Consider the following 26920-nt stretch of genomic DNA (forward strand, 5'->3'; position numbering starts at 1 on the left):
TGACGAAGGGCCCCTTCCGGCGGGGAGACCGCGGGAGGGGCCCTTCACGTGTCCGGGGAGCCGTGACGGGACCGGCGGGGCCGGAGCGGAGCGCCCGCACTCGGGGAACGCCGAAAACCGGCCCGGCGCTCTGGGCGCGCGGGCCGGTCAGGCCAGACTGTGACTACGCGCGGCGGCGGGCCTGCGAAGGCCCGGTCCCCGACGTGCTGTCATCGTCCTCGTCGTCGTCGGCGTACCGAGCCGCGTATTCCGCGTAGGGGTCGTCGTCCTCTTCTTCCTCGATCGGCTCAGGCTCGATCGAGGCGGTAGAGGGCGATACGCCCAGCTCGTTGGACAGACGATTGGCGTCGAACCCGCCGCTGTTGTACTTCAGCTCGCGGGCGACCTTCGTCTGCTTGGCCTTGGCCCGGCCGCGCCCCATGGGTCGACCCCCTCAACGATGGGGCTCACGGCCCCGAGTCTGACACGTGTTCATGATCAAGAGCGGCCTGCCCGAATGGGGAGAACCGTCCCTTGGAGCATTAACGGTACCTGTTTCTGCCGCTGGACGGTACGTCGTCGGTGTGACGTGGCGCGCACCGGCCGCACCCGAGACCAGGTCTTCCCAGGTCACGGGAGGTTTTGCGGCAGTTTGCGCGCTGTCCGGAGGTAGCTGAGGTCCGTCGTTCCGGGATCGATTATCCCCCCAAGGGGGGTGGTGGATCACCCGATCGGGCGCAGAAGTGAGAATCCGGTTCCACATCGTGATGCGCGCGGGACGAGTCGGCCTGGGCCCCCGTGGCGGGGTCGGGAGGGCCCTCGGGGCCCCGCCGCGGGCCGGAGACGGAGGAGCCGCCCCCCGGGCGCGTCACGGAGTCCGCGACGCGCCGGGGAGCGGCTCCGGCCGCTCGGGGGTCAGCCCCGGCGGGCACCCGGCAGCAGCACCGAGCGGAGCGCGCTGATCTCGCGCATCCGCTTCTCGGCGAGCCGGTCGGCGGCGACGGCCGGCGGCACGCCGTCGGCGGCGGCCCGGGTGAAGATCTCCAGGGTGGTGTCGAAGATCCGGGTGGCCTTGTTCTTGGCCCGGTCGAAGTTGAAGCCCTCGATCTCGTCGGCGACCTGGATCACGCCACCGGAGTTCACCAGGTAGTCCGGGGCGTAGAGGATGCCGCGGTCGGCCAGGTCCTTCTCGACGCCGGGGTGGGCGAGCTGGTTGTTGGCCGCGCCGCACACGACGGAGGTGCCGAACTCGCCGAGGGTGCCCACGGTGTCGTCGGTGAGGGCGCCGCCGAGGGCGCAGGGGGCGTAGACGTCCAGCTTGCTCTGGAGCAGGGCGGCGCTGTCGGCCACCACCTCGACCTCCGGGTGAGCGGCGCGCACGCGGTTCACGGCGGCCTCGGAGACGTCGGTGATGACGACGGTGGCGCCGTCCGCGACCAGGTGGCCGACCAGGTAGTGGCCGACCTTGCCGACGCCGGCCACACCGACCCGCTTGCCGCGCAGGGTGGGCTGGCCCCAGCGGGCCTGGGCGCTGGCGCGCATGCCCTGGAAGACGCCGAAGGCGGTCAGGATGGAGGAGTCGCCGGCGCCGCCGTTCTCGGGCGAGCGGCCGGTGACGAACCCGGTCTCGCGGGCGATGACGTCCATGTCCTGCACGTAGGTGCCGACGTCGCAGGCGGTGATGTAGCGCCCGCGCAGGGACTCGACGAAGCGGCCGTAGGCCCGCAGCATCGCCTCGTTCTTGTCCTTGTTCGGGTCGCCGATGATGACGGCCTTGCCGCCGCCGAGGTCGAGCCCGGCCAGCGCGTTCTTGTACGACATGCCGCGCGAGAGGTTCAGCGCGTCCTCCAGGGCCGCTTCCTCCGAGGCGTACGGGAAGAAGCGGGTGCCGCCGAGGGCCGGGCCCAGGGCGGTGGAGTGGATGGCGATGATGGCCTTGAGGCCGGAGCTGCGGTCGTGGCAGAGGACGACCTGCTCGTGGCCGTCGCCGGGAGCGGCGCCGTCCTGGTCGGTACGGAAGATCCTGCTGAGCACTCCGGGTGCGGGGTACGCGGCGGATGCGGTCTGTACGTCGGTCACTGTGGTGACTCCAGTATCCGAGGCCCGCTGCTGTGGTGCGGGCGCCTAAGGCGAAGCGTAGTCGCGCGGTCGTCCTCGATCTGCCCTCTTGTACGAGCTTGCGCGGGTTGTCCGCGTACTGAGACGGGGGCGGGCGGAGCGCGTTCCCGAACGGCTCCCGGCCGAAGGCCTCCCGGGCGGGGGCCGGTGCGTGCGACGATGCAGAACGTGACCGTCGTGCGCACTTCCGTACTGCCGCCCTACGCCGCCCACCTGCGGGTCTACGAGCCGCTGGCCGCCTACCCGGAGCCCGAGCGCGCGCGCTGGCAGGCCTACGCCGCGGCGCACGGGCCGGATGCCGCGGAGGCCGGCCGTCCGGTCGCGGTGGCGGCGCTGGAGGAGCAGCGGGCGGCACTGGCGGAGCTGGTCGGCCGCACCCCCCGCGCCCTGCCGGAGCGGGAGAGCGAGCGGGCCTTCGTGCGGTCGGTGGACGGGGTGCTGTACGTCTGCCCCTGGGCGACCCGGCTGCGCACCTGGCAGGCGCTGGACGAACTGCGGGCGGCGGCGCCGGTGGCGCTGCTGGACACCGCGCTGCCGCCGGCCACCCGGGCGGCCGCCGAGGCGGACCGGGAGCGCTGGCGGGCCGAGCACCCGGACGCCCGGCCGTGGATCGTGACCAGCCGATGGGAGGTGCCGGTGCGCTGGTTCCTGCCGTTCGGGGAGGAGGACCGCTGCTTCGTGCCGGCGGGCGGCCCGGGCGGGACGGGCGATCAGGAGCCGGCCGGGGGCGCGGCGGAGCCCGGTGGCGCGGCCGGGCGGCCGGGTGCGGCCTCGGCGGGCGGCGCCGGGTTCGACCGCGGGGAGAAGGGGGAGCAGGCGGCGCTGTTCTACCTGACGCCGATGGCGCAGGCGCGCCGCCGGGTGGCCCGGGCCTACCGGGCGCTGCGCGAGGCCGTGCCGGAGGGGGACCTGGTGCGCGGGGCGGAGCTGGTGGGGCGGTGGCTGGAGGAGTTCCACCCACGTTCCCTGGTGGAGCTGGACTACGGGGGGCTGGTGCACCTGCTGGGGCCGGAGCAGTTGCTGGCGGACCGTTCGGCGGGGGAGCTGGAGGACGGGCTGCGGGCGCTGCGGGCCGGCGAGGCGGCGGAGGCACTGCGGGTGTACGAGGAACTGACGGTGCGCTGGCGGCGGGTCCTGGCACTGCGGTACGCGAACTGAGTCAGCGGGTAGGGGAGGGGGGTCGGTCCGCCCCGGGGGAGGCGTCGGAGGGCCGCGGGGAGGGGTGCGGGGAGGGGTGCGCGGTGCCGCGTGGGCCCGGCCGACGGGGCGTCAGTGCTGGCGGGGCGGGGTGTCGGTGGTACTTGTAAGACTGGAAGAGTCCTACGGCCCGAGCCGTATGACCAAGGTCCTGGTTCGGGTCAATAGCTATCGAACGTGACACTACTCACCGTTGACGCGAACTTACCCCTATGTGCAAAAATGGGACAACCAGCCCAACTTCACATGAGCGTGCCCACTTTTGGGTGGTTCTGGAACCGATGCGTACCTTGCGAGGAAACAGCGGGTCTGGTCTCCTCGTAACCGGATGTCACTATAAGGTGACTGCCCGTTATGGGGTGGTCCATCGCCATCCGTCAGCCTTGAACCCGTGAGGGGTCAATTTTGGCGGTTTGGTCGATAGGGCTGGACGGATGGTGTAGTTGTAGACACCAGGACAAGCCGTTCGTCCTATAACCGACTCGGCCCGTCTATGCCATTTCGGGCATCGCGGGCCAAGGTGCAGAATTTGAAGGATAGAACCGCCCTGGTTCGGTTCTCCCGAGGAGGCCGCTCATGACCGCTCGTACCCCTGATGCTGAACCCCTGCTGACGCCGGCAGAGGTCGCCACCATGTTCCGCGTGGACCCGAAGACGGTTACCCGCTGGGCCAAGGCAGGCAAGCTCACGTCCATTCGCACGCTTGGCGGGCACCGTCGTTACCGCGAGGCGGAGGTGCGCGCCCTGCTGGCCGGTATTCCCGCCCAGCGAACCGAGGCCTGATAGGCCGAAGGCTCTTTCAAAGGGGCTGCTTACCGGACTCCGCCGGGTCCGGTAAGCAGCCCCTTTGCATGCCCGCGGGCGCTCCCGGAGATCGTGCCGGGCGGCCGGAATGTTGAACTCCGGATAACGATTTGAGGCACCTGGGGCGGGGGGGATATACAGTTCATAGCTGTGCAATTTTACATATTAAATCGGCACCCCTGAGGAAGGGGTGCCATGTGTCCGGTCTCGGGAAAAGATAAGTGACGACGATCACGCGGGTCGGTGCTTGTGGTCTAGACCTAGTCCGGGGTAGGGATCCCTCCCGGGGCAAACGCGAGAGGCCCGGAACCAAACGGTTCCGGGCCTCTCGGCTACGGCGATCCTGACGGGACTTGAACCCGCGACCTCCACCTTGACAGGGTGGCGAGCTAACCAACTGCTCCACAGGACCAGAGTGTTCTGATCTTGTTCACTCGCTTTGCTGCGCTGCGAACAAGACAGACTGTAGCCCATGGTGGGCCCCCAGGTCGAACTGGCTCCTGAGGGCCCCTCCCAGCTCAGAGCGTGGCCCTGGCCGCCTCCATCGCCTTGGAGATCCGCTTCTCCGAGACCGGGGTCGGCGTACCCAGTGACTGGGCGAAGAAGCTGACCCGCAGCTCCTCGATCATCCAGCGGATCGCCAGCACCGCCGGGGACGGCTGCTGCCCGGCCGGCACGGCCGCCAGCAGCTCCCCGTACTCCTGCTGCACCTGCTGCACCTTCAGCAGCTGCTGGGCGTCCCGCTGCGGATGGTTGGGCAGCGCCTCCAGCCGGCGGTCCACCGCCAGCAGGTAGCGCTTGAGGTCCGGCAGCCGCTGCCAGCCGGCCTCGGTGACGAACCCCGGGTGCACCAGCGAGGCCAGGTGCAGCCGGATGTCGTTGACCGCCGTCAGCAGCACCGGGCTGCTCACCGCCTTCAGCCGGGTCGAGGCCCGGTGGAAGGCGATCAGCGCCGTGGCCGTCTTCAGCGTGGTGTCCGCCGACAGTTCGTAGAGGTCGGTGCGGACCTTCTCGTGCAGCTTGCCGAAGGCGGCCTCGTCCCAGGCCGGTCCGCCGGCCGAGGTCATCAGCCGGTCGGTGGCGCAGGCCACCACGTCGTCGAACAGGGCCGGGATCGACCCGTGCGGGTTGTACGACAGGGCGAGCTTCGCCTGGTTGCCCAGCCGCCCCTGGATCGACTTGGCGGGCGAGTTGGTGGTCAGCATCAGCAGCCGCCGGGTGCCCTCCCACATCGCCTGGGCCTGCGCCTGCGGGGTGTCGAAGAGCTTGATCCCGACCGTGTCCCGCTCGTCCACCAGGGCCGGGTAGGCGCGCAGCGAATGGCCGCGCGAGCGCTGCTCGAAGGTGCGCTGGAGCACCGGCAGCGAGGCCGGCCAGGCGGTCAGCCCGGACTGCTCGATGCCCTGGCCCGAGGCGGCCGAGGAGAGGGTCTCCTCGAGCTTGGGCTTCAGCTGCAGCCGGAGGTCCTCCAGGTCCTTGGACTCGGCGAGCTTCTTGCGGCCGTCGACCACCCGGAAGGTGACCTTGAGGTGGTCCGGCACCCGCTCGTCGTCCCAGGCCTCCGGCGGGACGGTGATCGCCGTCATCCGCTTCAGGACGTGCTCCAGGGTGGGCAGCAGGGGTTCCTGGCGGTCCTTCACCTGGCGCAGGGCCGCCTTGGCGTAGTCCGGGGCCGGGACGAAGTTGCGGCGGATCGCCTTCGGCAGCGCCCGGATGTAGGCGGTGACCAGCTCCTCGCGCAGGCCGGGGATCTGCCAGTCGAAGCCCTCGGCGGTGACCTGGTTGAGCACCGGGAGCGGGATGTGGACGGTCACGCCGTCCGCGTCGCTGCCCGGCTCGAACTGGTAGGTCAGCTTGAAGCGGAGCTTGCCCTGCTGCCAGTAGTCCGGGTAGTCCGCCTCGGTGACGCCGTCCGCCGAGTCGTTGATCAGCATCGACTTCTCGAAGCTGAGCAGGTCCGGCTGGTCGTGCCGGGTCTTCTTCCACCACGAGTCGAAGTGCCGGGTGGAGACGATGTCCTCGGGCAGCCGGCTGTCGTAGAAGTCGAACAGGGTCTGGTCGTCGACCATGATGTCCCGGCGGCGGGCCCGGTTCTCCAGCTCCTCGACCTCGCTGAGCAGCTTGCGGTTCTCGGCGAAGAAGCGGTGGTGGGTCTCCCAGTCGCCCTCGACCAGCGCGTTGCGGATGAACAGCTCGCGGCAGAGCTCCGCGTCGATCCGGCCGTAGTTGACCTTGCGCTGGGCGACGACCGGCATCCCGTAGAGGGTCACCTTCTCGTAGGCCAGCACCGCGCCGGCCTTCTTCTCCCAGTGCGGCTCGCTGTAGCTGCGCTTGATCAGGTGGCCGGCCAGCGGCTCCACCCACTCGGGCTCGATCTTCGCGTTGATCCGCGCCCAGAGCCGGGACGTCTCGACCAGCTCGGCGGACATCACCCAGCGCGGCGGCTTCTTGAACAGGCCGGAGCCGGGGAAGACCGCGAACCGGGCGCCGCGGGCGCCGCCGTACTCGCGCTTCTCGACGTCGTAGAGGCCCAGGTGCGAGAGCAGGCCGGCCAGCAGCGACTGGTGGATCCGGTCGGCGTCCGGTTCGGCGTCGGGATGGGGCTCCTCGATGGTGACGCCGAGCTGTTTGGCGACCGTGCGGAGCTGCGAGTAGATGTCCTGCCACTCCCGTATCCGCAGGTAGTTGAGGAACTCGGCCTTGCACATCCGGCGGAAGGCCGAGGAGGAGAGCTCCTTCTGCTGCTCCCGCACGTAGCGCCACATGGCGAGGTAGGAGAGGAAGTCGGAGGTCTCGGACTGGAAGCGGCGGTGCCGGTCGTCGGCGGCCTGGCGCTTCTCGGTGGGGCGTTCGCGCGGGTCCTGGATGGAGAGCGCGGCGGCGATCACCATGACGTCGCGGACACAGCCGTTCTTGTCGGCCTCCAGGACCATCCGGGCCATCCGCGGGTCCACCGGGAGCTGCGCCAGCTGGCGGCCGAGCGGGGTGAGGCGCTTGCGGACGTCCTTCTCGTCGGGGTCGAGGGCGCCGAGTTCGTGGAGGAGGTTGACGCCGTCCTTGATGTTGCGGGAGTCCGGCGGGTCCAGGAACGGGAAGGCGGCGATGTCGCCGAGACCGGCGGCGGTCATCTGGAGGATGACCGAGGCCAGGTTGGTGCGCAGGATCTCGGCGTCGGTGAACTCGGGGCGGGAGAGGAAGTCCTCCTCCGAGTACAGCCGGATGCAGATGCCGTCCGAGGTACGGCCGCAGCGGCCCTTGCGCTGGTTGGCGCTGGCCTGGCTGATCGCCTCGATCGGCAGCCGCTGCACCTTGGTGCGGTGGCTGTAGCGGGAGATGCGCGCGGTGCCCGGGTCGATCACGTACTTGATGCCCGGGACGGTGAGGCTGGTCTCGGCGACGTTGGTCGCCAGGACGATCCGGCGGGAGCTGGAACGCTGGAAGACCTTGTGCTGCTCCGCCGAACTCAGCCGCGCGTAGAGCGGGAGGACCTCGGTGAACTTCAGCTTCAGCTTGTTGAGGGCGTCGGCGGTGTCGCGGATCTCGCGCTCGCCGGAGAGGAAGACCAGGATGTCGCCGGGGCCCTCGGCCTGGAGCTCCTCGGCGGCCTCGCAGATCGCCTGGATCTGGTCGCGGTCCCGGTCGGCGTCGCTGGGGCCGTGGTCGCCGTCCGCGTCGTCGGCGTCCTCGACGATCGGCCGGTAGCGGACCTCGACCGGGTAGGTGCGGCCGGAGACCTCGACGATCGGGGCGCCGCCGAAGTGGTGGGCGAAGCGCTCGGGGTCGATGGTCGCCGAGGTGATGACGACCTTGAGGTCGGGCCGGCGGGGCAGCAGCTGCTTGATGTAGCCGAGGATGAAGTCGATGTTGAGGCTGCGCTCGTGCGCCTCGTCGATGATCAGGGTGTCGTACTGGCGCAGCTCACGGTCGGTCTGGATCTCGGCGAGCAGGATGCCGTCGGTCATCAGCTTGACCAGGGTGTCCGGGCCGACCTGGTCGGTGAACCGGACCTTCCAGCCGACCGCCTCGCCGAGCGGCGTGCGCATCTCCTCCGCGACGCGCTCGGCCACCGTCCGGGCGGCGATCCGGCGGGGCTGGGTGTGCCCGACCAGGCCGCGGACCCCGCGGCCCAGCTCCAGGCAGATCTTCGGGATCTGGGTGGTCTTGCCGGAGCCGGTCTCACCCGCCACGATCACCACCTGGTGGTCACGGATGGCGGCGAGGATCTCGTCCTTCTTCTGGCTGACCGGCAGCTCGGCGGGATAGGTGATCTCGGGGACGGCGGCCCGGCGCTGCGCGACCAGCAGCTCGGCGCGCTCGACGTCGCGGGCGATCTCGGCGGCGACCTTCTGCCGGGCCTCGGGCTTGCGGACCCTCCGGGCGCCCTCCAGCCGCCGCCCGATCCGCACCTGGTCGCGCAGGGTCAGTTCGGGCAGACGGGCGGCCAGCTCGCCGATACCGGGGCCGCCGCCCTCCGTGGACGCGTCGGCGGACTGGACTGCGGGAGAACTCACTGCGGGCATCCCTCTAGGTTCGCAAGGAGATGCGGCGGCGCGCACCTCGGTTTTCGAGCCCCTCCAGTGTCACAGCCGCCACGGCCTCCGGGCGAACCCCGCCTGGGGCGGCGCCCGGCGAACCGCGGCGGACCGGGGCGACGGTCGGTGCTCCGGGCGCCGGGGCGCCGAGGACGGCCCGCCCGGAGGCCGTCAGCCGTCCAGGGCCGCCTCGTCCGGGCCGGGCAGCCAGTCACGGGCCGGGTCGTACTCCAGCCAGCGGCTGCGTCGGGCCGCCTCGGTGAACGCCCCGAGCAGCGGGTCCAGCCGGGCCGCCGGTTCGTCGCCGTCGCGCCAGAGCAGCGACCAGGCGTAGAGCGGGGTGGGGTCGACCAGCGGGACGGTCCGGATGCCGGGGCGGCCGGGGCCGCCCGCGGGGCCGGGCAGCGGGCAGTCGGCGGGGAGCAGCGAGAAGCAGGACGGGTCGGTGCGGATCCGTTCGGCGAAGCTCTCCAGGCCCAGATTGGTCGAGCCGGCCCGCTCCGCGATGCCGAAGCGGTCCGCGAACCGGGTCAGGAAGTCCAGCCGGTCCACCGCGGCCGGGTAGCGCAGCACGCCGGAACGCAGGTCCTCCGGGCGCAGCACGTCGCGGTCGGCCAACGGGTGGTCGGTGCTCAGCAGCGCGTCCACCGGCTCCAGCCGGACCAGCCGGTGCGCCAGCCCCGCGTCCCGGCCGTCGGGCAGCGGGTGCACCCGGCCGAAGCCCGCGTCCGACTCGCCGCGCAGCAGAGCCGCCGCCACCGAGGGGAGGTCCCTCCCCGGGACGGGCTCCACCTCCAGCCCGGGCACCCCGTCGACGGCCCGGGCGACCGTCCGCATCGGCGCGTACAGGTGCCCCCAGACGTCGACGCGCAGCGGGCGCCGGGTACGGGCCACCGCCGCCACGGCGCGGTCGCCCTGGGCGAGCAGCCGCCGGGCGGGCTCCAGGAACCGGTGCCCGGCCCCGGTGAGCCCGACGCCGCGCGGGTCGCGGTCGAGCAGCCGGGCGCCGAGCGCCGTCTCCAGCCGGGCGATCCGCTTGGACAGGGCCTGCTGGCTGATCGCCAGCCGGGCGGCGGCGCGGCCGAAGTGCAGTTCCTCGGCCGCCGTGGTGAAGGCGCGGACCTGGGAGAGATCGAGATCCATGGCCGCCCACCCTAGGGCCTCCCCGGCCTGCCCACGGCCTGCCGCTGCCCGGAGGGCGCCGACAACGGTCGGTTGTCGGGATCGCCGGGCGGTTGTTGGACCGGCTCCGGGCGGTCGCGGTCTGCTGGGACCACGAGCTCGGCCGGACCGGCCGGCGAGGGGGAGACGGAGGGCCGAGGGCCATGAGGGCGCTGACACCGACCGGACGGGCGGACGCGACGGTGGCGTTCGCGGAGGTGACGCAGCCGCGACCGGGACCGGGCGAGGCCCTGGTGAAGGTCGAGGCGTTCGCGGTGAACCGCGGCGAGACGTTCCAGCTGGAGGCGCCCCGGCCGGGCTGGCGCCCCGGCAAGGACATCGCGGGCCTGGTCGTGCAGGCCGCCGCCGACGGCTCCGGGCCGGCCGTCTGCCGCCGCGTCGTCGGCCACCCGCCGGCCGGCGGCTGGGCCGAGTACGTGTGCGTGCCGGTCGGCTCGCTCGCCGAGATCCCGGACGGGCTGGACGCCGTCCGCGCCGCCGCCCTGCCGCTGGCCGGTCTCACCGCGCTGCGGCTGCTGCGCACCGCCGGTGCGCTGGCCGGCCGCCGGGTGCTGCTCACCGGCGCCTCCGGGGGCGTCGGCCACTACGTCACCGAGCTGGCCTCGGCGGCGGGTGCGGAGCTGACCGCGGTCACCGCCTCGGCGGAGCGCGGGCGGCGGCTGGTCGAGCTGGGTGCGGCGGAGGTGGTCCACTCGGTGGGCGCGGCCCGCGGCCCGTACGACCTGGTGCTGGAGTCGACGGGCGGCGCCGACCTGCCGCTCGCGCTCGCCCGGCTGGCCCGCCGGGGCACGCTGATCTGGTTCGGCCAGGCCTCCCGGACCCCGGTGACGCTCGACTTCTTCGACTTCTTCGCCGGGCCGGAGTCCGCCACGCTCCGGCACTTCCACTACACGGACTCCGACGTACCCGACGGTGAGGACCTCGCCACCCTGGTCCGCCTGGTGGGGGAGGGGCGGCTGACCCCGGAGGTCGGCCGGGTCGCGCCCTGGACGCGGACCGCCGCCGTGCTCACCGATCTGCGGGAGCGGCGGATCCGGGGCAAGGCCGTCCTCACCCTGCCCTGAGCGCCCTGAGCGCCCTGAGAGCCCTGACCGCCCGTCCTGACTCCGCCCGACCGTGCACCACCGACCATGAGATGAGCGTGCTCCCCGATGACCGGCTCCCCCGACCTGTCCTTCCTCGACCACCCCGACCTGCCGGCCGCCCTCGTCGAGGAGAACCGCCCGCGGGCCACCGGCGCCGGTCTGGACCCGCACGAGTACACCCGGGTCACCTCGGCGCTGCGCTCCGCACAGGAGTGGCCCGAGGCGTTCCGGGCGGCCGGCCGGCGGCACCGCGCCGCCGCCGACCGCGCCGCCGCCGAGGGCCGGTCGGTCTCGGCCGGCGAGGCCTACCGGAGGGCCGCCCGCTGGTTCCACTTCGCCGGCCTGCTCCCGCACCCCGACCGCGCGGCGGCCGGCGCGACCGCCACCGAGGCGGACGAGGCGATGCGGGCCGCGCTGGCCCACCTCGAACCGACGGCCGAGCGGATCGAGGGCGAGTCCTTCGTGGGCTGGCTCCGCCGCCCGGCCGGGCCCGGCCCCGCACCGCTGGTGATCGTCGTCCCGGGGATGGACTCCGGCAAGGAGGAGTTCCACGCGGTCGCCGAGGCGCTGCTGGCGCGCGGTGCGGCCGTCCTCGCCCTGGACGGCCCGGGGCAGGGCGTCCTGGCCGGGGCCGCCGCGCCGGAGCCGGACTACCACCGGGTGGTCGGCCGGGCGATCGACGCGGTCACCGGCCGGGAGGGCGTGGACACCGGGCGGATCGGCGTGACCGGGCTCAGCCTGGGCGGCTACTACGCGGCGGTGACGGCCGCCCGCGAACCGCGGATCCGGGCGGCCGCCGTGGTCAGCGGCCCCTGGCGGCTGGACTGGGACGCCCTGGTCCCGTTCGTCACCGCGACCCTGATCCAGCGCTGCGGGAGCACGGACGCGGCCCGGGCCTTCGCCCGCCGGGTCGACCTGACCGCCCTGGCCCCGGAGATCACCGTCCCGCTGCTGGTCGTCGAGGGCGGCGAGGACCGGATCCCCGGTGTCACCAACGCCGAGGCACTGGCCCACCGGGCACCCCGGGGCGAACTCCTGCACGTCCCGCACGGCAACCACCTGCTCGGCAACGCCCTCGCCGACTGGCTCCCCGCCACCGCGGACTGGCTCACCACGGAGCTGACCCGTCCGACGGAGACCCGGACAGCCTGACGGGCGGCGCGGGCCCCGGCGCCGGGGCCCGCTCAGTACGGCAGCAGGTCGCCCGTGACCAGGTCGAAGCCGAAGGGCTCGGGGATGTGCAGCGTCTCACCGGCTCCAGCGGGGCGTGCGCGTCGAACTGGCGGCGGATCAGCAGCAGGTTCCGCTGGTGGATGCCCGAGCGGCCGACCGTCATCACGATGGTGTCACCGGAGAGTTCGACCTTGAAGCCTGCGGGCTTCGTCGAGGAGGGCGAAACGCGTCGGGTTCATGGGTGCGGTCTCCTGGAGTGTGCCGGGCAGCCTCCTCAGGCTAGTTCCCGGAGCGTCGGGCGGTGGCGCCGTGCGGGCGGTGGTGCCTTGCGGGCGGTGGGTGTCGGGTGGGCCGTGGCCCGGTGGGGTGGGGCCGGTCGCTCGGGGCGTCGCGTGCTCCGGACGCCGATCGGCCGGGGCCGTCGAAGGGCCGTTGACCTGCGGTGGAACCGGTGGAGCGGGACGGCCCGAAGATTCTTCGAATCCACCTGCAACCCGGGCGGGGGTCACACGTCTAGTTCAGTGAGAGACACGGAAGGTGGGCCACCTTCCGAAGGCGGGGGGATCCTTCGCCCGTGACCCGGTGGTTCACCGGCCCCGTCCCGGCCACTCACTCACACATCCAGTCTTCGCCGGCGTCGCCGGGCCTGTCCTCGGCATGCCCGCAACCGGCACGTTCCAGGGGGAACCATGTCCAGCACCGCCCGCGTCAGCCGTTCGCGCCGCACCGCCGCCGTCGCCGCCACGCTCGCAGTCGTCGCACTCGGCGGCTCGCTGGCCCTGCCGACGCAGGCGTTCGCCGACGAGGTGAAGGGCGCGAAGCTGTCGGTCCAGGCGCCGGCGTCGGTCGGCTTCGCCGGGCAGCCGGTCGCGTTCACCGAGACCATCACCAACACCGGCGAGAAGACCACCGACTTCCTGCTCGAACTGGGCACCACCAGCGACCTCGGCACCCCCTCGGACGCCATCACCATCGACTACCGGAACCCCACGACCGGCAGCTGGGAGTCCGTCCCGCTGTCGTTCCAGTCCGGCCCCGGGTCGGCCAGCTACGAGGGCAGCGTGCCCGGCATCACCGTCGCGGCCGGCCGGACGGTCACCGTGGACCTGCGCATCGGCGCGCCCATGGGTCTGCCGCACCACGGGGCGACCAACGGCGGCTTCGACTCCATCGGCCTGCGCTCCGTCGTGGCCGCGCCCGGCGGCTGGGTCACGCTCGCCGAGCAGACCAGGACGATCGGGGTCGACTCCATCCGCACCTCCCTCGCCTCCGTCCCCGACACCGCGGTCGCCGGCGGTGCGCCGATCGAGTTCGACGCCGTCCTCACCAATGCCACCGCGTCCGGCTACGTCAACCTCGGCAACGTGCTCTTCAGTGACCCCCACGCCACCGTTCAGATCCGCAAGGCCGACGGCACCTGGGACACCCTCGCCAAGGTCACCGGCGGAGTCGGCGACGAACTGTCCGGCGTCTACCTCCAGGGCCGCGACTCCGGCATCGCCGCCGGCCGGACCGAGACCACCCGGGTCCGGGTCGCCTACGACGTGAACACCCCGCTCGGGGCCACCCGGCTCAGCCCCTGCCTCTTCGTCAACGAGGGCGACGCCCCGTTCGAGGGCACCACCATGTGCGAGACGGGCAGCACCGTCACCGTCCTCGCACCGGCCCCGACGCCGACCGCGGCGCCCACCACGGCGAAGCCCGCCGCAGCGAAGCCGGCCACGAGGAAGCCCACCGCCCCGGCCGCGGTCAAGCCCGCCGCCGAGGTCAAGCCGGCCGCCGCCCCCGCCGCCCCGGCCCCGGCCGCCGCCCCCGCGGTCACCGCCCCGGCCCCGCAGGCCCCCGCCCCCGCCGCGGCCGCCCCGGCCGCCCAGACCACCGGTGAACTCGCCGCCACCGGCTCCGGGTCCGGCACCGCCCCCGCGATCGCCGCCGCCGTCCTCGCCACCCTCGGCGCCGGCGCCGTCCTCCTCGGCCGTCGCCTGCGCCGCCGCTCCTGAGGCGTCGACGCGCCGGTGCCTCCCCGACCCGCGGCCGGGGAGGCACCCGCGCGTGCTACCCGGGCTGGTCCCCGGCCGTCGCCCGCGCGGTGACCAGTCCGGACTCGTAGGCCGCGATGACCGCCTGGGCGCGGTCCCGGACGGCGAGCTTGTCGAAGATGCTGGTGATGTAGTTCTTGACCGTGGAGACGCTGATGTCCAGCGCGCGGGAGATCCCGCCGTTGTCGAGGCCGGTGGCCATCAGGCGCCACACCTCGACCTCGCGCGGGGTCAGGTCGCCCAGACCGGTGGGCGCCGGCTGCGGACCGCCGGGGGCCCGGACGTAGGTGGAGATCAGCCGGGTGAGCAGGCGCGGCGCGACGGCGGCCTCGCCCGCGTGGACGGTGTGGATCGCCGCGGCGAGGTCCTCCGGGGAGCTGTCCTTGGGCAGGAACCCGTAGGCGCCGGCGCGCAGGGCGCCCACCACGTACTCGTCGAGGTCGAAGGTGCTGAGGGCCAGGACGCGGCAGCCGGGCACGGTGGCGGCGAGTTCGCCGGTCGCGCCGACCCCGTCGAGGACGGGCATCCGGATGTCCATCACCACGACGTCCGGGCGCAGCCGTTGGGCGAGGGTGACGGCCTCGGCGCCGTTCTCGGCCTCCCCCACCACCTCGAAGGACGGGTCGGGGGAGAGGATCAGTGACAGGCCGCGCCGGACCAGCGGCTGGTCGTCCACGATCAGCACCCTGATCCTCGGCGGTGTCGTCGGCCCCGTCCCGGTCATCGGTACGCCCCTTCCTGTCGGACGGCCGCCCCGGCCGTCCGGTCCGTGTCAGCCGCGTCGGCCGCTTCAGCCGCGTCGGCCGTGTCGTTGCCGGTCAGCGGCAGGTCGGCCAGCACCGCGAAGCCGCCGCCGGCCTGCGGACCGACGGTGAGGGTGCCGCCGTGCAGGGCGACCCGCTCGCGCATGCCGATCAGGCCGTAACCGCCCGGACCCGTCGCCGGCGTCAGCTCCGCCGGCGCAGCGCCCCCGCCGTCGTCCCGCACCTCGACGGTGACCCCGTCCCGGCGGTACGTCAGGTGCACGGAGGCACGGGCCGGCCCGGCGTACTTGCGGGTGTTGGTGAGGGCCTCCTGGACGATCCGGAACACCGTGAGGCCGACGGTCGGCGGCAGCGGACGCTGCGGCCCGCGGACGACGAACTCGGTCGGCAGCCCGCCGAGCCGGGCCTCGCCCACCAGGCGGTCGAGGTCGTCGGCGCCGGGCTGGGGCGGCGACGGCGCGGCCTCCGGTTCGTCGCCGGCCCGCAGCACGTCGAGCAGCTGGCGCATCTCGCGCAGCGCGAGCCGCCCGGAGGACTCCAGGGTGACCAGGGCCTCCCGGACCACCTCCGGACGGCCGAGGTTGGCCCGGGCGCCACCGGCCATCAGCTGCATGGTGGTGATGTGGTGGGCCACGATGTCGTGCAGCTCCCGGGCGATGCGGCGCCGTTCGTCCGCCACCGCGCGGTCGGCGAGGAGCTGCCGGTTGGCCGCCACCTGCTGCTGCCACTGGTTCACCGCCAGCGCGGTGCCGACCACGATCAGGGTGGAGAGGACCGCGCTGACGGTGGCCTCCCAGGTCGGCGTCCGGCCGTGGCTCTGGCTCAGCAGCGTCAGCGTCACCGTCGCGGCGGCCGCGACCGCCGTCACCCGGCCGGTGCAGGCCCGGGCCGCCGAGAACAGGGCGACCACCAGCACGGACCCGAAGTGGACGGGCAGTGAGGCCGTCAGGGAGGAGGCCGCGTCGAGCACCAGGACGGCGGTCAGCACCGCCCCCGGGTGGCTGCGCCGGGCGAGCAGCGGCAGGGCCGCCAGCGCGACGAGGAGGAACCCGAGCACGCTCACGGCGTGCCGGCCGTCGGGGTAGGCGAAGAACACGTAGCTGAGCAGGTTCATCGCGCAGGCCCCGCCGGTCACCAGCGCGTCGTTGCGGGTCCACGGCGGCTCGAAGCCGTCGGCGTCCAGCGGCTCCCGGGCATCGCCGGTCCCGCTCCGTCGGTTCCTGGGCATCTGGGTACTCCCCCTGCGTCCGGCCTCCTGTCCCCCCCCGACAGCCTCGCACAGCCGCCGCCGTGCGCGGACCCGCCCGACGGCCGGGGACGGGGCCCTGACCAGGACCAGGGTCCTGGGTGCGGGCCCGGGCGGGAGCGCGGGCCCCGGTGCGGATCATCCGCCGCCACGACGCCCGGAGGGCCCGCGCGGTGATGGTCTTGAGACCGGTCGGGGAGTCCGTCCCCGGCAGGCATCCGCACTCAAGTCCGTCCGTCGGAGGACATCGTGATCCGCGCCCTGACCGGGTACTCCACCAGACATCCCTGGAAGGTCGTCGCCCTCTGGGGCGTGCTGGCCGTCGTCCTGACCGCCCTGGCCCCGATGCTGATGTCCCGCGTCACGCAGAGCCAGACCGCCGACTTCCTGCCCCGCAGCTACGACTCGGCCGCCGCGATGCGGATCGCCGAGGAGCAGTTCGGGCTGAACCCCGACGCCACCGTCGTCACGGTGCTGGTCGCCCGGTCCGACGGCAAGGCCCTCAGCGCGGCGGACCAGACGCGGGTCGAGGCCGAGGCGGAGAAGCTGGGCAAGCGGCGGGTCGCCATGCCCAGGGCGGACGACGAGCCGACGTTCCTGCTCCCCGACCGTTCCCAGACGCCCCGGATCGCCCCGGCGATGGTGGCGCCCGACCGGAGCTTCGAGCTGCTCTCGGTCGAGCTGGTCGGGAACGCCGCCGACCAGGGCGTCCAGGGCGTCTACCGGGCCTTCCGGGACGGCACCCGGACGCAGTTCGCCGAGGCGGGGATGCGCACCGGCTTCACCGGCGGCCTCGCCGACGCCGTCGACTCCGCCGACTCCCACAAGACCGCGTCCACGGTCGGGGGCGCCGTGGTGATGGGGCTCATCGTCCTGCTCAACGTGCTGGTGTTCCGCAGCGCGCTGGCCGCGGTGCTGCCGCTGCTCGCGGTCGCCCTGATCGGCGGCGTGGCGGGCGGGGCCGTCGCGGGGGCCGCCCTGCTCACCGGGCTCAAGCTGGACGCGGGCACCCCGGGGCTGATCAGCGTCGTCCTGCTCGGCATCGGCATCGACTACATGCTGTTCCTGCTGTTCCGCTTCCGCGAGCACCTGCGCGCCCGGCCCGAGCAGCCGGCCCGGGAGGCGGCCGCGCAGGTCTCCGCCCGGGTGGGTACCGCGATCACCTCGGCGGCGCTGACCATCGTGGCCGCGTTCGCCACGCTGGGCCTGGCCACCTTCGGGCAGTTCCGCTCGATGGGCCCCGCGATAGCCGTCGCGGTCCTGGTGATGCTGCTGGGCAGCCTCACCCTGCTGCCGGCGCTGCTCGCCGTCGCCGGGCGCAAGATGTTCTGGCCCTCCAAGGCGCTGCTCCGCGAGCCGCGCGACCGCCGCGCCGCCCGCTTCGGCGAACTGGTCGCCCGGCGGCCGCTGCTGATGCTGGCCGCCTCCGTCACGCTGCTCGCCGCACTGGCGGCCGGGACGATCGGCCTGCGGATGGACTACGGCCGGGGCGACTCCGGCCCGCAGACCGCGGCGGCGGCCACCGCGGTCGAGATCTCCCACGCGTTGCCGGCCGGCGTGTCGGACCCGACGAGCGTCTACGTCACCGTCACGGACGGGGGCACCCTCAGCACGGACCGGCTGACCGGCCTCTCCGGGGCCCTCGCCCGGGTCGACGGCGTGGGCCAGGTGGCGGCCACCGTGCTGAACCAGGACCACCGCGCCGCCCGGATCGACCTCTACCCGACCGTCGACCCGCAGAGCCCGGAGGCCCGTGACCTGGCCTCCGGCCCGATCCGGGCCGCGGTCGCCCAGCACACGCCCGCCGGGACGACGGCCCACGTCGGCGGCACACCCGCGATCTTCGCCGACGTCTCGGCCGCCGTCGACCACGACCTCAGGATCGTCTTCCCGGTCGCGGCCGCGCTGATCGCGCTGATCCTGCTGCTGCTCCTGCGCAGCCTGCTCGCCCCGGTGGTCCTGATGCTCTCGGTCGGCCTCGGTTTCGTCGCCACCCTCGGCGCGGCGACCCTGCTCTTCCAGCACGCCCTCGGCGAGCCGGGCATCAGCTTCACCCTCCCCCTGGTGCTGTTCCTGTTCGTGGTGGCACTGGGCACCGACTACAACATCCTGATCACGGACCGGATCCGCGAGGAGATGCAGCGCCCGGGCCCGGCCCGGGGCGCCGTGGCCCGAGCGGTCCGGCACACCACACCCGCCATCGCGATGGCCGGACTGGTGCTCGCCGGCTCCTTCGCCACCCTCGCCACCACCCCGGGCAGCGAACAGGTCGCCTTCGCGATGGCGCTCGGCATCATGCTCTCGGCACTCGTGCTGTCCCTGGTCCTGGTCCCCGCCCTGGCCGCCCTCCTGGGCCGCTCCCTCTGGTGGCCGGTCCGGCCCCGCCCCGCGGCGGTCGCCCACCCCCGGCACGCGGCGGCCGGCGCCGCGCGGGAACCCGAGCGGATCTCGGCCTACTGAGGCCCCTCCCGGCCGGGCGCCGGAGGACCGGCGCGCACACCGCACAGCACACCGCCGGCGGGGCGGGTACTCGGATCGAGTACCCGCCCCGCCGGCGTGCCCCGGCGCCCGGTGGACGCGGCAGGCACGCAAAAGGCCCCGGAGAGCGAACTCTCCGGGGCCTTTCTGCTGTTCGCAGCTGTGGCCAGGGCCGGGGTCGAACCGGCGACCTTCCGCTTTTCAGGCGGACGCTCGTACCAACTGAGCTACCTGGCCGTACTGCACCGTCTCTTGCGAGACGAGCGATCCCGACGGGACTTGAACCCGCGACCTCCACCTTGACAGGGTGGCGAGCTAACCAACTGCTCCACGGGACCTGGTGTGGATTGCTCCACATAGGTCTTGCGCACTGCACTTTACTACGGTACTGCTGTGCCCCCAACGGGATTCGAACCCGTGCTACCGCCTTGAAAGGGCGGCGTCCTGGGCCACTAGACGATGAGGGCTTGCGGCCTGTCCGGCTGTTTCCAGCGTTCGGGGACGTCGAGAAGCATATGGGATGTCGGGCGGATCGCCAAAACGACTTCGGCCCGGCCGGGTGGCGGGCCCGGCGGGCCGGTCAGGACCAGCCGAGCTCGTCGAGCTCGTGGTCGTCGAAGCCGAAGTGGTGGGCGACCTCGTGGATGACCGTGGTGCGGACCTCCTCGACCGCCTGCTCGTGGGTCTCGCAGTGCCGCAGGGTCGGGCCCCGGTAGATGATGATCCGGTCGGGGAGCACGCCGGCGTACCACTCGCCGCGCTCGGTGAGCGGGGTGCCCTCGTAGAGGCCGAGGAGCTCCGGGTCGGCGGGGTCGGGCTCCTCCTCGACGAACACCGCGACGTTGTCCATCATGGCCGCGAGTTTCGGGGGGATCCGGTCGAGGGCGTCGCTGACGAGCGTCTCGAAGTCTTCCCGGGTCATCTCCACCGGATCATTGTCGGGTCTGCGGTGACGGTGTGCCAGGCGGTGGGGGCCGGTGTTTCATGGGCCCATGACGACATCGGAGAGCGGGGCGGGCGCGGCGGCCGACGCGGTGCCCCCGCGCCGGGAGCCGGTGCTGCGCGGGCAGGGGCCCGCGGTGGCGGCGGTCGCGCTGGGCGGCGCGATCGGGGCGTCGGCGCGGTACGGGGCCGGCCTGCTCTGGCCGACCGGGCCGGCCGGCTTCCCGTGGACCACGCTGGTCGTGAACGGGACCGGCTGCGCGGTGATCGGGGTCTTCCTGGTGGTGGTCACCGAGGGGCGGCCCGCGCACCCGTTGCTCCGGCCGTTCTTCGGCACGGGGGTGCTGGGCGGGTTCACCACCTTCTCCACGTACGCGCTGGACATCCGGCAGCTGCTGGCGCACGGGCGGCCCGGGGCCGGGGCGGCCTACCTGGGGCTGACGCTGCTGGTGGCGCTGGCCGCGGTCCGGGTGGCGGCGGGGATGACGCGCCGTCTGCTCCCGGGCGCGGTCCGGAGGCCGGGTTGAGGCGGTCGGCGGGGTCGGCCGGGGCGCCCGCCGTTCAGGCGGCGGAGGGGGCGGGGCGGTGAACTGGTTGCTGGTGGTGGCCGGGGCGGTGGTCGGCGCGCCGCTGCGGTACCTGACCGACCGGGCGGTGCGGGCCCGGCACGACTCGGCGTTCCCGTGGGGCACCTTCACCGTGAACGTGGCCGGCTGCCTGGTGCTCGGGCTGGTGACCGGGGCGGTCGCGGCCGGCGCGGCCTCCTCGCACCTCCAACTCCTGCTCGGGACGGGCTTCTGCGGGGCGCTGACGACCTATTCGACCTTCTCCTGGGAGACCCTGCGGCTGGCCGAGGGCGGGGCCGGACGGTACGCGCTGGCCAACGTGGCGGGCAGCGTGGCGGTGGGGCTCGCCGCGGTGTACGCGGGGGCGGAGGCGGCCTCGGCGCTCTGGGGCTGAGCGGGCCGGGCGGGCCGGGCGGGTCCGGCCGGGCCGGACGGGTTCGGCGCGGTGGTCGGGGCTTCCGCCGGCGCTCGTACCGGTGTTCGGCGCTGTGGCGAGCGCCGTGGTGAGCGCCGGGGTTCGCGCCGGTGGTGTTGCGCCGGGTGGATGGCGCCGGGCGCTTCCTGTCGGGCGGCCCGTGTCCCGGTGCCCGGGGCGCGCGTTGGGCACCGAAAGTGCCGCGCGCGACGGCGGCGGCCCGGGCCCGGGTGGGGCAGTGGAAGAGGGAGCTCGGTGGCGGCGATGCGTTCGGTGCGCGAGGTGGGTGCTCAGGAGGAACGTTCGGCCGGTCGGGCGCCGGTGGTCCGTCCGGCGGTCGACCGGCCGGTCGTGGTGCGGGCCGTGGTGGTCCGGCAGGCGCCGGAGCGCAAGCCCAGGGCGGTGGCGGTGCGCGACGGTGTGGTGCGCGCGGCGGCGGTGCTGGCGGTGGCCGGGTTGGGCCTGACCGGGTGCATGTCGGTCGGACCGGGCGCGGACGAGAAGCACGGCACCGTCCCGGTCGGGCAGGCCGGGACGGTGGGCAAGCCTGCGGGCGGCGCGTCGGCCACGCCGGCCGGCGTCCGCCAGGGTGGCGCGTCCGGGCGGCCGGAGCGTTCCGGGAGCGCGCAGCCCGGGGGCACGCCGGGAGCGGGCCAGACCGCGGCGGCGGGCGGGGCGTCCTCGGGCGCGAACGGTGCGGCCGCCGGTGCGGAGGAGGCCCCGGGAGCCGTCCCCGGGCAGGACGCGCCGGGCGCGAACGGTGATGCCGGGGGCGTGAACGCCAGTAGCGCACCCCAACCGGGTACCGGTACCTCGGCCGGCGGGGCGGCGGCCGGTACGGGTGGCACAGGCGGTGCGGGGGCGGCCGGAGGCACCGGCAGTGGCGGTTCCACCGGCGGCACCGGGGACGGGCGCTCCGGCGGCGGCGCCGCGACCCCGCCGGCGGCGAGCCCGACCGTCCGGCCGTCGGCCTCCCCCGATCCGAGCCCGGTCACCCCCGCCCCGCCCGCCACGCCGGCGCCCGAGCCCACGCCCGGCAACTCCGGATCTTCGGCCCCGAGCGCCGCTTCGGGCGGCCACTAGCGCGCTGGCCAGTGCATTTGCCTTTGATCCCGAGGTTCCCCTATGGTGGTAGATCGTTCGTTTGATTCATTTGACTGGCGCCCTAATTCCCATCTGGCGCCCTTGGCGCGTACCGGCGATCCGTGGCTGACCGCATAGAGGCGGTTGTGAAACAGAACCCGGACTTTGGCGCGTGCCACTTCCGGAAGGTTTTGCATGTCTCTCGTTGACGACGCCCGCTTCGCCATGCCCGCGAGCGAGTCCGCCGCCGATGTCACCCCCGTCGATGCCCCCGAGGTCGAGCTGTTCGACGCCGACCAGGACATCGACCCCACCGCCGACCAGGACGCCGCCGACGAGGCCGCGACCGAGGAGAGCGCCGAGGCCGCCGAGCCCACCATCACCTTCGGCGACCTGGGCCTGCACGACGACGTCGTGCGCGCCCTCGCCAAGCGCGGTGTCACCACCCCGTTCCCGATCCAGGCCGCGACCATCCCGGACGCGCTGGCCGGCAAGGACGTGCTGGGCCGCGGCCGTACCGGCTCCGGCAAGACCCTCAGCTTCGGCCTGCCGCTGCTGACCCGCCTCGCCGGCGGCGAGCGCACCAAGCCCAAGCACCCGCGCGGCCTGATCCTCGTCCCGACCCGCGAGCTGGCCATGCAGGTCGCCGACGCGCTGGAGCCGTTCGGCTCGGTGCTCGGCCTCAAGCTCAAGGTCGTCTGCGGCGGCACCTCGATGTCGAACCAGATCTACGCGCTGGAGCGCGGCGTCGACGTCCTCGTCGCCACCCCCGGCCGCCTGCGCGACCTGCTGAACCGCGGCAGCGCCAAGCTGGGCGAGGTCAAGACCGTCGTGCTCGACGAGGCCGACCAGATGGCCGACATGGGCTTCCTGCCCGAGGTCACCGAGATCCTCGACCAGGTGCCGGCCGGCGGCCAGCGCCTGCTGTTCTCCGCCACCCTGGAGAACGAGATCGACAGCCTGGTCAAGCGCTACCTGAAGAACCCGGTCACCCACGAGGTCGACCCGTCGGCCGGCGCGGTCACCACCATGACCCACCACATCCTCGTGGTGAAGCCCAAGGACAAGGCGCCGATCACCAACGCGATCGCCGCCCGCAAGGGCCGCACGATCATCTTCGTCCGCACCCAGATGGGCGCCGACCGCGTCGCCGAGCAGCTCATCGAGGCCGGCGTGAAGGCCGACGCGCTGCACGGCGGCATGACCCAGGGCGCCCGTACCCGCGTCCTCGGCGACTTCAAGGACGGCTACGTCAACGTCGTCGTCGCGACCGACGTCGCCGCCCGCGGCATCCACGTCGACGGCATCGACCTGGTCCTGAACGTGGACCCGGCCGGTGACCACAAGGACTACCTGCACCGCTCCGGCCGCACCGCCCGCGCCGGCCGCTCCGGCGCCGTCGTCACCCTGGTGCTGCCGCACCAGCGCCGTGGCGTGTTCCGCCTGATGGAGGACGCGGGCGTCGACGCCTCGCGCCACATCCTCGACCACGCCTTCGACGCCGAGGTCGCCAAGATCACCGGCGCCCGTTCGCTGATCGAGGTCCAGGCCGAGAGCGCCGCCGGCATCGCCGGTGCCGCCGAGCGCGAGCTCGCCGACATGACCCGCCAGCTGGAGCGCGCGCAGCGCCGCGCCACCGAGCTGCGCGAGGAGGCCGACCGCCTGGCCGCCCGCGCCGCGCGCGAGCGGGCCGACCTGGGCATCGAGGACGAGGCGCCCGCCGCCGAGGCCGAGACCGCCGAGACCGCCGAGACCACCGAGGTTCCCGCGGAGACGGCCGCCCCGGCCGCCGCCGTGACCGAGGAGCGGGCCCCGTCCTACCGCGAGGCGCGCACCGAGCGCCCGGCGTACAACCGTGACCGTGACGACCGCGGTGGCCGTTCCTTCGGTGACCGTGACAACCGCGGCGGTGGCTTCAACCGTGACCGTGACGACCGCGGCGGCCGCTCCGGTGGCTTCAACCGTGACGACCGTGGCGGCCGTTCCTTCGGTGACCGTGACAACCGTGGCGGTGGCTCCGGTGGGTTCAACCGTGACGACCGCGGTGGCCGTTCCTTCGGTGACCGTGACAACCGCGGCGGTGGCTTCAACCGTGACCGCGACGACCGCGGCGGCCGCTCCGGTGGCTTCAACCGTGACGACCGTGGCGGCCGTTCCTTCGGTGACCGTGACAACCGTGGCGGTGGCTCCGGTGGGTTCAACCGTGACGACCGCGGTGGCCGTTCCTTCGGTGACCGTGACAACCGCGGCGGTGGCTCCGGTGGCTTCAACCGTGACCGCGACGACCGCGGCGGCCGCTCCTTCGGCGACCGTCCGGCCCGCACCTTCGGTGACCGCCCGGCCTTCGGCCGCGACCGCGACGAGCGTGGCGCCGCCGGCAGCAGCAGCCGTCCGTTCTCCCGCCGTGACGACCACCGCTCCGGTGGCCGCCCGCAGGCCTCCGGCGGCTTCAACCGTGACCGCGGCGACGACCGCGGTGGCCGCTCCGGCGGCTTCAACTCCGGTGGCTTCAACCGCGACGACCGCAAGCCGCGCTGGAAGAACTGACCCCGCGTAGCGCATCCGCGCCGACGCCCGACGGGCCCGCTCCACTTCGGTGGGGCGGGCCCGTCCGCGTTCCCCCGCCCGCCGGTCGCCGCGTTGTTCTGCCGGTGAGAATAACCTGTGGCGCGCGGGCGGCCCCGTCCCTTACGGTCACGGACATGAGCAGCAGACTGCATGGCGTGGCGGTGGTGAACGAGGAGATCGCCGAGCGGGGGAGCTACCGGGCAGCCGGGGGCGAGCTCGTCCAGGTGACGGAGCGACTGGCGGCGGCCAGGGCGGGGACGGTGTCGTACCGGCCGCAGACGCTGGACGAGCTGCTGCGGGCGGCGGCGCCCGGGCCCGGTCCGGCCCCGGCGGCGTCGGGGGCGGCAGCCGTCGAGGTGACGGCCGAGGGCAGCATCGCGGCCGCCCGGCGCCTGGTGGCGGCCGGGGCGGGCCGGGTCGGGGTGCTCAACTTCGCCTCGGCGCGCAACCCGGGCGGCGGCTATCTGCGCGGCGCCCGTGCCCAGGAGGAGGACCTCTGCCGCAGCGCCCTGCTGTACACCTGCCTGCGCGAGGCCCCGGACTACTACGCGGCGCACCGCGCCAGTGACGACCTGCGGTACAGCCACCGGGTGATCGTCTCGCCCGACGTGCCGGTGATCCGGGGCGGGGACGGCGAGCTACTGGCAGAGCCCTACCCGGTGACGTTCCTGACCTCGCCGGCGCCCAACGCCGGCCAGTTGGCACGGCGTTCGGCGGAGGTGGACGTCCGGGGGGTGCTCGCCGAGCGGGCGGTCCGGGTGCTCGCGGCGGCGGCCCGGCACGAGGTGCGCGCGCTGGTGCTGGGGGCCTGGGGCTGCGGGGTGTTCGGCAACGACCCGGCACAGGTGGCGGAGGCCTTCGAGGGGGCGCTGGCGCAGTACGGCGCGGCCTTCGAGCGGGTCGTGTTCGCGGTCTGGGACCGCACGCCCGTCTCGCCGAACCGGGCCGCTTTCGAGGCCAGGTTCGGCGCGGTGGCCGGCTGACGGGCGGCCGCCACCGGGGTCCGGGCGGGCCGGCTCAGCTCCGGCGGGAGCCCAGCACGCTCGCGGCGGTCGAGGCGGCGGCGACCACGCCGGTGACGGCGAGGACGGACGGCCAGGCGCCGATCCTCTTCGCCAGCGGATGCGAGCCGCCGAAGGCCGCCACGTAGAGGCCGGTCAGGGCGGCGGCGGTGGCCGCGCCCGAGCTGCGGTGCCACTGCGCGGCGGCGCCCGCCCCGGCCACGGCCAGGACGGCACCGCCCAGTTCGCGCCGGCCGGTCCACCGGGCGACGCCGTAGCCGCCGACCAGGCCGCTCGCCGCGGTCAGCGCGGCGGGCGCGGCGGTCGAGAGCACGTTCGGGATCCTCGCCATCGTCGACTCCACTCCTCGGCATCCTCGGATCGTCCGACCCTAACCCGCCGGACTCCCGGCCCCGCCTCCAACCCGGCCCGGCGCCAACCCGGTCCGCCTCCGACCCGGCCCGGCTTCGGGCCGACGGGCGCCCCCTACCGGGTGGGGCCGCCCGAACGGCTACCGGAAGGCCTCCTCGAACGGCAGTGCCCGCGCCGCCCGGGCGAGCCGGTCCACGGCCTCGGCCGGTGCCAGCACCCGCTCCAGCCGGAGATCCCCCGGCACCTGCTGGATGTACCGGCCCGCCGACCAACTGCGCTCGTACGCCTGCGGCTCCAGCACCAGGGTGCGGAAGCCGTCCACCACCGGGATGTCGCTCGGCGTGCCCTCGTTCCAGATCCACGTCCCGTCGGGCGCGACCAGGTTGAACGAGCCGTACGCGGTGACCCGGCGGCGCCCGTCCAGCTCCTCGGTCCGGCTGAGCGCGACGGCCTCCGGGTCCGGCGGGGAGCCGGGCAGGTGTCCGCCGCCGATCAGCACGTCGGCGAGCAGCGTGTGCAACTGGAAGTTGTCGGTCAGACCGTCCATCCGCAGCAGGTAGCCGGTACCGCTCGGGCGGTCCAGCACCAGCAGCGGCTCGTCGTCGAGCGTCTTCGCCAGGTGGGTCAGGCCCTTGAGGTCGTGCTGCCCCTCGCCGTAGCGGTCGATCAGTTCGAGCAGGACGTCCGTCACGCCGTCGGCCCGGGCCGCGGTGCGGACGGCCGCATGGGTACAGACCGCGAACGAGGCCATCTGCCACAGGTGGAGCGTCCACCAGCCGATCACCGCCCGGTGGGCGTGCCACTCGGCCAGCCGGTCCGGGTCCTCGATCCGGGCGTGCGCCAGGGCCGGGTCGTCCTCGTCCGGGTCGGGCAGGTCGCCGCCACCGGTCTCGGCCCAGCGCTCGACCAGCAGCAGCGCGCCGCTCAACGCTCCGCGCAGGCCCGCCAGCACCTGTCCGGCGCAGGCCACCGGGTCGGCGCCGCGCTCGACGCAGGCGCCCACCATCATCGCCAGCCGCGCCCGGGGGAACGGCGGCAGCTCCGGGAGCAGCGCCGCCAGCCGGGGGCCGACCGCCGCCGACTCGGCCTCGCCAGCCGGGCCCAGCAGCCCGCCGAGCCGTTGGAACGCGGCCGCCACCTGCTCGTCGTCGCCGGCCGCGACGGCCGCCTCCAGTTCGGCCGTCGCCCGGTCGAGGGCGGGTTGCTGACGGTCCGACGGATCCGGGGAGCCGTCGTGCGGGGGAATGCGGTCGGACACCATTCGCCGCAGCATAGGCGCCCGCCCGACGGTGGCCCGCTACCGGGGGGCGACGATCCGCTCACCGGCCCGGTCGGCCGTCGGGACTGCCCGGCCGAGCCGTCGGGACTGCCCGGTC

Annotated in this window: 20 protein-coding genes and 4 tRNA genes; 11 read left to right on the forward strand and 13 right to left on the reverse strand. The window is 74.0% G+C overall.

Annotated features, from left to right (window positions below):
* Nucleotides 1–163 precede the first annotated feature (163 nt).
* On the reverse strand, nucleotides 164–421 hold the full coding sequence (locus tag ABZ497_RS16040) for a DUF3073 domain-containing protein (protein ID WP_329489015.1): 258 nt from the start codon (nucleotides 419–421) through the stop codon (nucleotides 164–166).
* A gap of 473 nt (nucleotides 422–894) precedes the next feature.
* Nucleotides 895–2013, reverse strand: coding sequence for a Glu/Leu/Phe/Val dehydrogenase dimerization domain-containing protein (locus ABZ497_RS16045; protein ID WP_359805770.1), 1119 nt, complete (start codon nucleotides 2011–2013; stop codon nucleotides 895–897).
* 261 nt (nucleotides 2014–2274) lie between these two features.
* On the opposite strand from ABZ497_RS16045, the gene ABZ497_RS16050 reads away from it, so the two are divergent.
* Both ABZ497_RS16050 and bldC read left to right on the forward strand, forming a co-directional pair.
* Complete coding sequence (locus ABZ497_RS16050) at nucleotides 2275–3255, forward strand: hypothetical protein (protein WP_359805538.1); 981 nt, start codon at nucleotides 2275–2277, stop codon at nucleotides 3253–3255.
* A gap of 615 nt (nucleotides 3256–3870) precedes the next feature.
* On the forward strand, nucleotides 3871–4077 hold the full coding sequence (gene bldC / locus ABZ497_RS16055; RefSeq protein ID WP_014137253.1) for a developmental transcriptional regulator BldC: 207 nt from the start codon (nucleotides 3871–3873) through the stop codon (nucleotides 4075–4077).
* 359 nt (nucleotides 4078–4436) lie between these two features.
* Here bldC and ABZ497_RS16060 read toward each other — a convergent pair.
* The 3 genes from ABZ497_RS16060 to ABZ497_RS16070 form a co-directional block, all read right to left on the reverse strand.
* Nucleotides 4437–4510 (reverse strand) — tRNA-Asp (locus ABZ497_RS16060).
* A gap of 106 nt (nucleotides 4511–4616) precedes the next feature.
* On the reverse strand, nucleotides 4617–8552 hold the full coding sequence (gene hrpA, locus ABZ497_RS16065; RefSeq protein ID WP_359805773.1) for an ATP-dependent RNA helicase HrpA: 3936 nt from the start codon (nucleotides 8550–8552) through the stop codon (nucleotides 4617–4619).
* 249 nt (nucleotides 8553–8801) lie between these two features.
* Entirely contained in the window at nucleotides 8802–9773 is a 972-nt protein-coding gene (locus tag ABZ497_RS16070) for a LysR family transcriptional regulator (protein ID WP_359805541.1), read from the reverse strand.
* A 182-nt stretch (nucleotides 9774–9955) separates the two neighbouring features.
* Here ABZ497_RS16070 and ABZ497_RS16075 point away from each other — a divergent pair, with 182 nt between their 5' ends.
* From ABZ497_RS16075 to ABZ497_RS16085, 3 genes are all read left to right on the forward strand, one after another.
* Nucleotides 9956–10876, forward strand: coding sequence for a zinc-binding dehydrogenase (locus ABZ497_RS16075; protein ID WP_359805543.1), 921 nt, complete (start codon nucleotides 9956–9958; stop codon nucleotides 10874–10876).
* 87 nt (nucleotides 10877–10963) lie between these two features.
* Complete coding sequence (locus ABZ497_RS16080) at nucleotides 10964–12049, forward strand: alpha/beta fold hydrolase (RefSeq protein ID WP_359805545.1); 1086 nt, start codon at nucleotides 10964–10966, stop codon at nucleotides 12047–12049.
* Nucleotides 12050–12759: 710 nt separating this feature from the next.
* Nucleotides 12760–14070, forward strand: a complete 1311-nt coding sequence (locus ABZ497_RS16085; protein WP_359805548.1) for a hypothetical protein — start codon at nucleotides 12760–12762, stop codon at nucleotides 14068–14070.
* Nucleotides 14071–14125: 55 nt separating this feature from the next.
* Here ABZ497_RS16085 and ABZ497_RS16090 read toward each other — a convergent pair whose 3' ends face one another.
* Together ABZ497_RS16090 and ABZ497_RS16095 are read right to left on the reverse strand one after the other, a co-directional pair.
* Nucleotides 14126–14833, reverse strand: coding sequence for a response regulator transcription factor (locus ABZ497_RS16090; RefSeq protein ID WP_329489021.1), 708 nt, complete (start codon nucleotides 14831–14833; stop codon nucleotides 14126–14128).
* Nucleotides 14830–16101, reverse strand: coding sequence for a sensor histidine kinase (locus ABZ497_RS16095; RefSeq protein WP_359805550.1), 1272 nt, complete (start codon nucleotides 16099–16101; stop codon nucleotides 14830–14832). Before ABZ497_RS16095 ends, ABZ497_RS16090 begins: the two co-directional genes overlap by 4 nt.
* A 267-nt stretch (nucleotides 16102–16368) precedes the next feature.
* On the opposite strand from ABZ497_RS16095, the gene ABZ497_RS16100 reads away from it, so the two are divergent.
* Complete coding sequence (locus tag ABZ497_RS16100; RefSeq protein ID WP_359805552.1) at nucleotides 16369–18579, forward strand: MMPL family transporter; 2211 nt, start codon at nucleotides 16369–16371, stop codon at nucleotides 18577–18579.
* Nucleotides 18580–18760: 181 nt separating this feature from the next.
* On the opposite strand, the gene ABZ497_RS16105 is transcribed toward ABZ497_RS16100, so the two are convergent.
* From ABZ497_RS16105 to ABZ497_RS16120, 4 genes are all read right to left on the reverse strand, one after another.
* Nucleotides 18761–18834: transfer RNA gene (locus ABZ497_RS16105), tRNA-Phe, on the reverse strand.
* A 27-nt stretch (nucleotides 18835–18861) separates the two neighbouring features.
* Nucleotides 18862–18935 (reverse strand) — tRNA-Asp (locus ABZ497_RS16110).
* Nucleotides 18936–18991: 56 nt separating this feature from the next.
* A tRNA-Glu gene (locus ABZ497_RS16115) sits at nucleotides 18992–19064 on the reverse strand.
* A 113-nt stretch (nucleotides 19065–19177) separates the two neighbouring features.
* Complete coding sequence (locus ABZ497_RS16120; protein WP_329489024.1) at nucleotides 19178–19519, reverse strand: metallopeptidase family protein; 342 nt, start codon at nucleotides 19517–19519, stop codon at nucleotides 19178–19180.
* A gap of 70 nt (nucleotides 19520–19589) precedes the next feature.
* Here ABZ497_RS16120 and ABZ497_RS16125 point away from each other — a divergent pair, with 70 nt between their 5' ends.
* From ABZ497_RS16125 to ABZ497_RS16145, 5 genes are all read left to right on the forward strand, one after another.
* Nucleotides 19590–20066 (forward strand): CrcB family protein, encoded by a 477-nt coding sequence (locus ABZ497_RS16125; protein ID WP_359805555.1) that lies wholly within the window; start codon nucleotides 19590–19592, stop codon nucleotides 20064–20066.
* A 58-nt stretch (nucleotides 20067–20124) separates the two neighbouring features.
* On the forward strand, nucleotides 20125–20499 hold the full coding sequence (crcB, locus tag ABZ497_RS16130) for a fluoride efflux transporter CrcB (RefSeq protein WP_359805558.1): 375 nt from the start codon (nucleotides 20125–20127) through the stop codon (nucleotides 20497–20499).
* Between the two features lie 276 nt (nucleotides 20500–20775).
* The gene (locus tag ABZ497_RS16135) at nucleotides 20776–21603 is read left to right on the forward strand and encodes a hypothetical protein (RefSeq protein WP_359805559.1); all 828 of its coding nucleotides are present in this window, start codon (nucleotides 20776–20778) and stop codon (nucleotides 21601–21603) included.
* A gap of 195 nt (nucleotides 21604–21798) precedes the next feature.
* Nucleotides 21799–24150: a DEAD/DEAH box helicase gene (locus ABZ497_RS16140; RefSeq protein WP_359805562.1), complete on the forward strand. Its 2352-nt coding sequence runs from the start codon at nucleotides 21799–21801 to the stop codon at nucleotides 24148–24150.
* Between the two features lie 155 nt (nucleotides 24151–24305).
* Nucleotides 24306–25154 (forward strand): TIGR02452 family protein, encoded by an 849-nt coding sequence (locus ABZ497_RS16145; RefSeq protein ID WP_352291193.1) that lies wholly within the window; start codon nucleotides 24306–24308, stop codon nucleotides 25152–25154.
* A gap of 34 nt (nucleotides 25155–25188) precedes the next feature.
* Here ABZ497_RS16145 and ABZ497_RS16150 read toward each other — a convergent pair whose 3' ends face one another.
* Entirely contained in the window at nucleotides 25189–25524 is a 336-nt protein-coding gene (locus ABZ497_RS16150) for a hypothetical protein (RefSeq protein ID WP_352291192.1), read from the reverse strand.
* Between the two features lie 159 nt (nucleotides 25525–25683).
* Nucleotides 25684–26805, reverse strand: a complete 1122-nt coding sequence (locus tag ABZ497_RS16155; protein WP_359805564.1) for a hypothetical protein — start codon at nucleotides 26803–26805, stop codon at nucleotides 25684–25686.
* Nucleotides 26806–26920 lie beyond the last annotated feature (115 nt).

It is taken from the genome of Kitasatospora sp. NPDC005751 (assembly GCF_040630835.1).
Lineage (GTDB): Bacteria > Actinomycetota > Actinomycetes > Streptomycetales > Streptomycetaceae > Kitasatospora.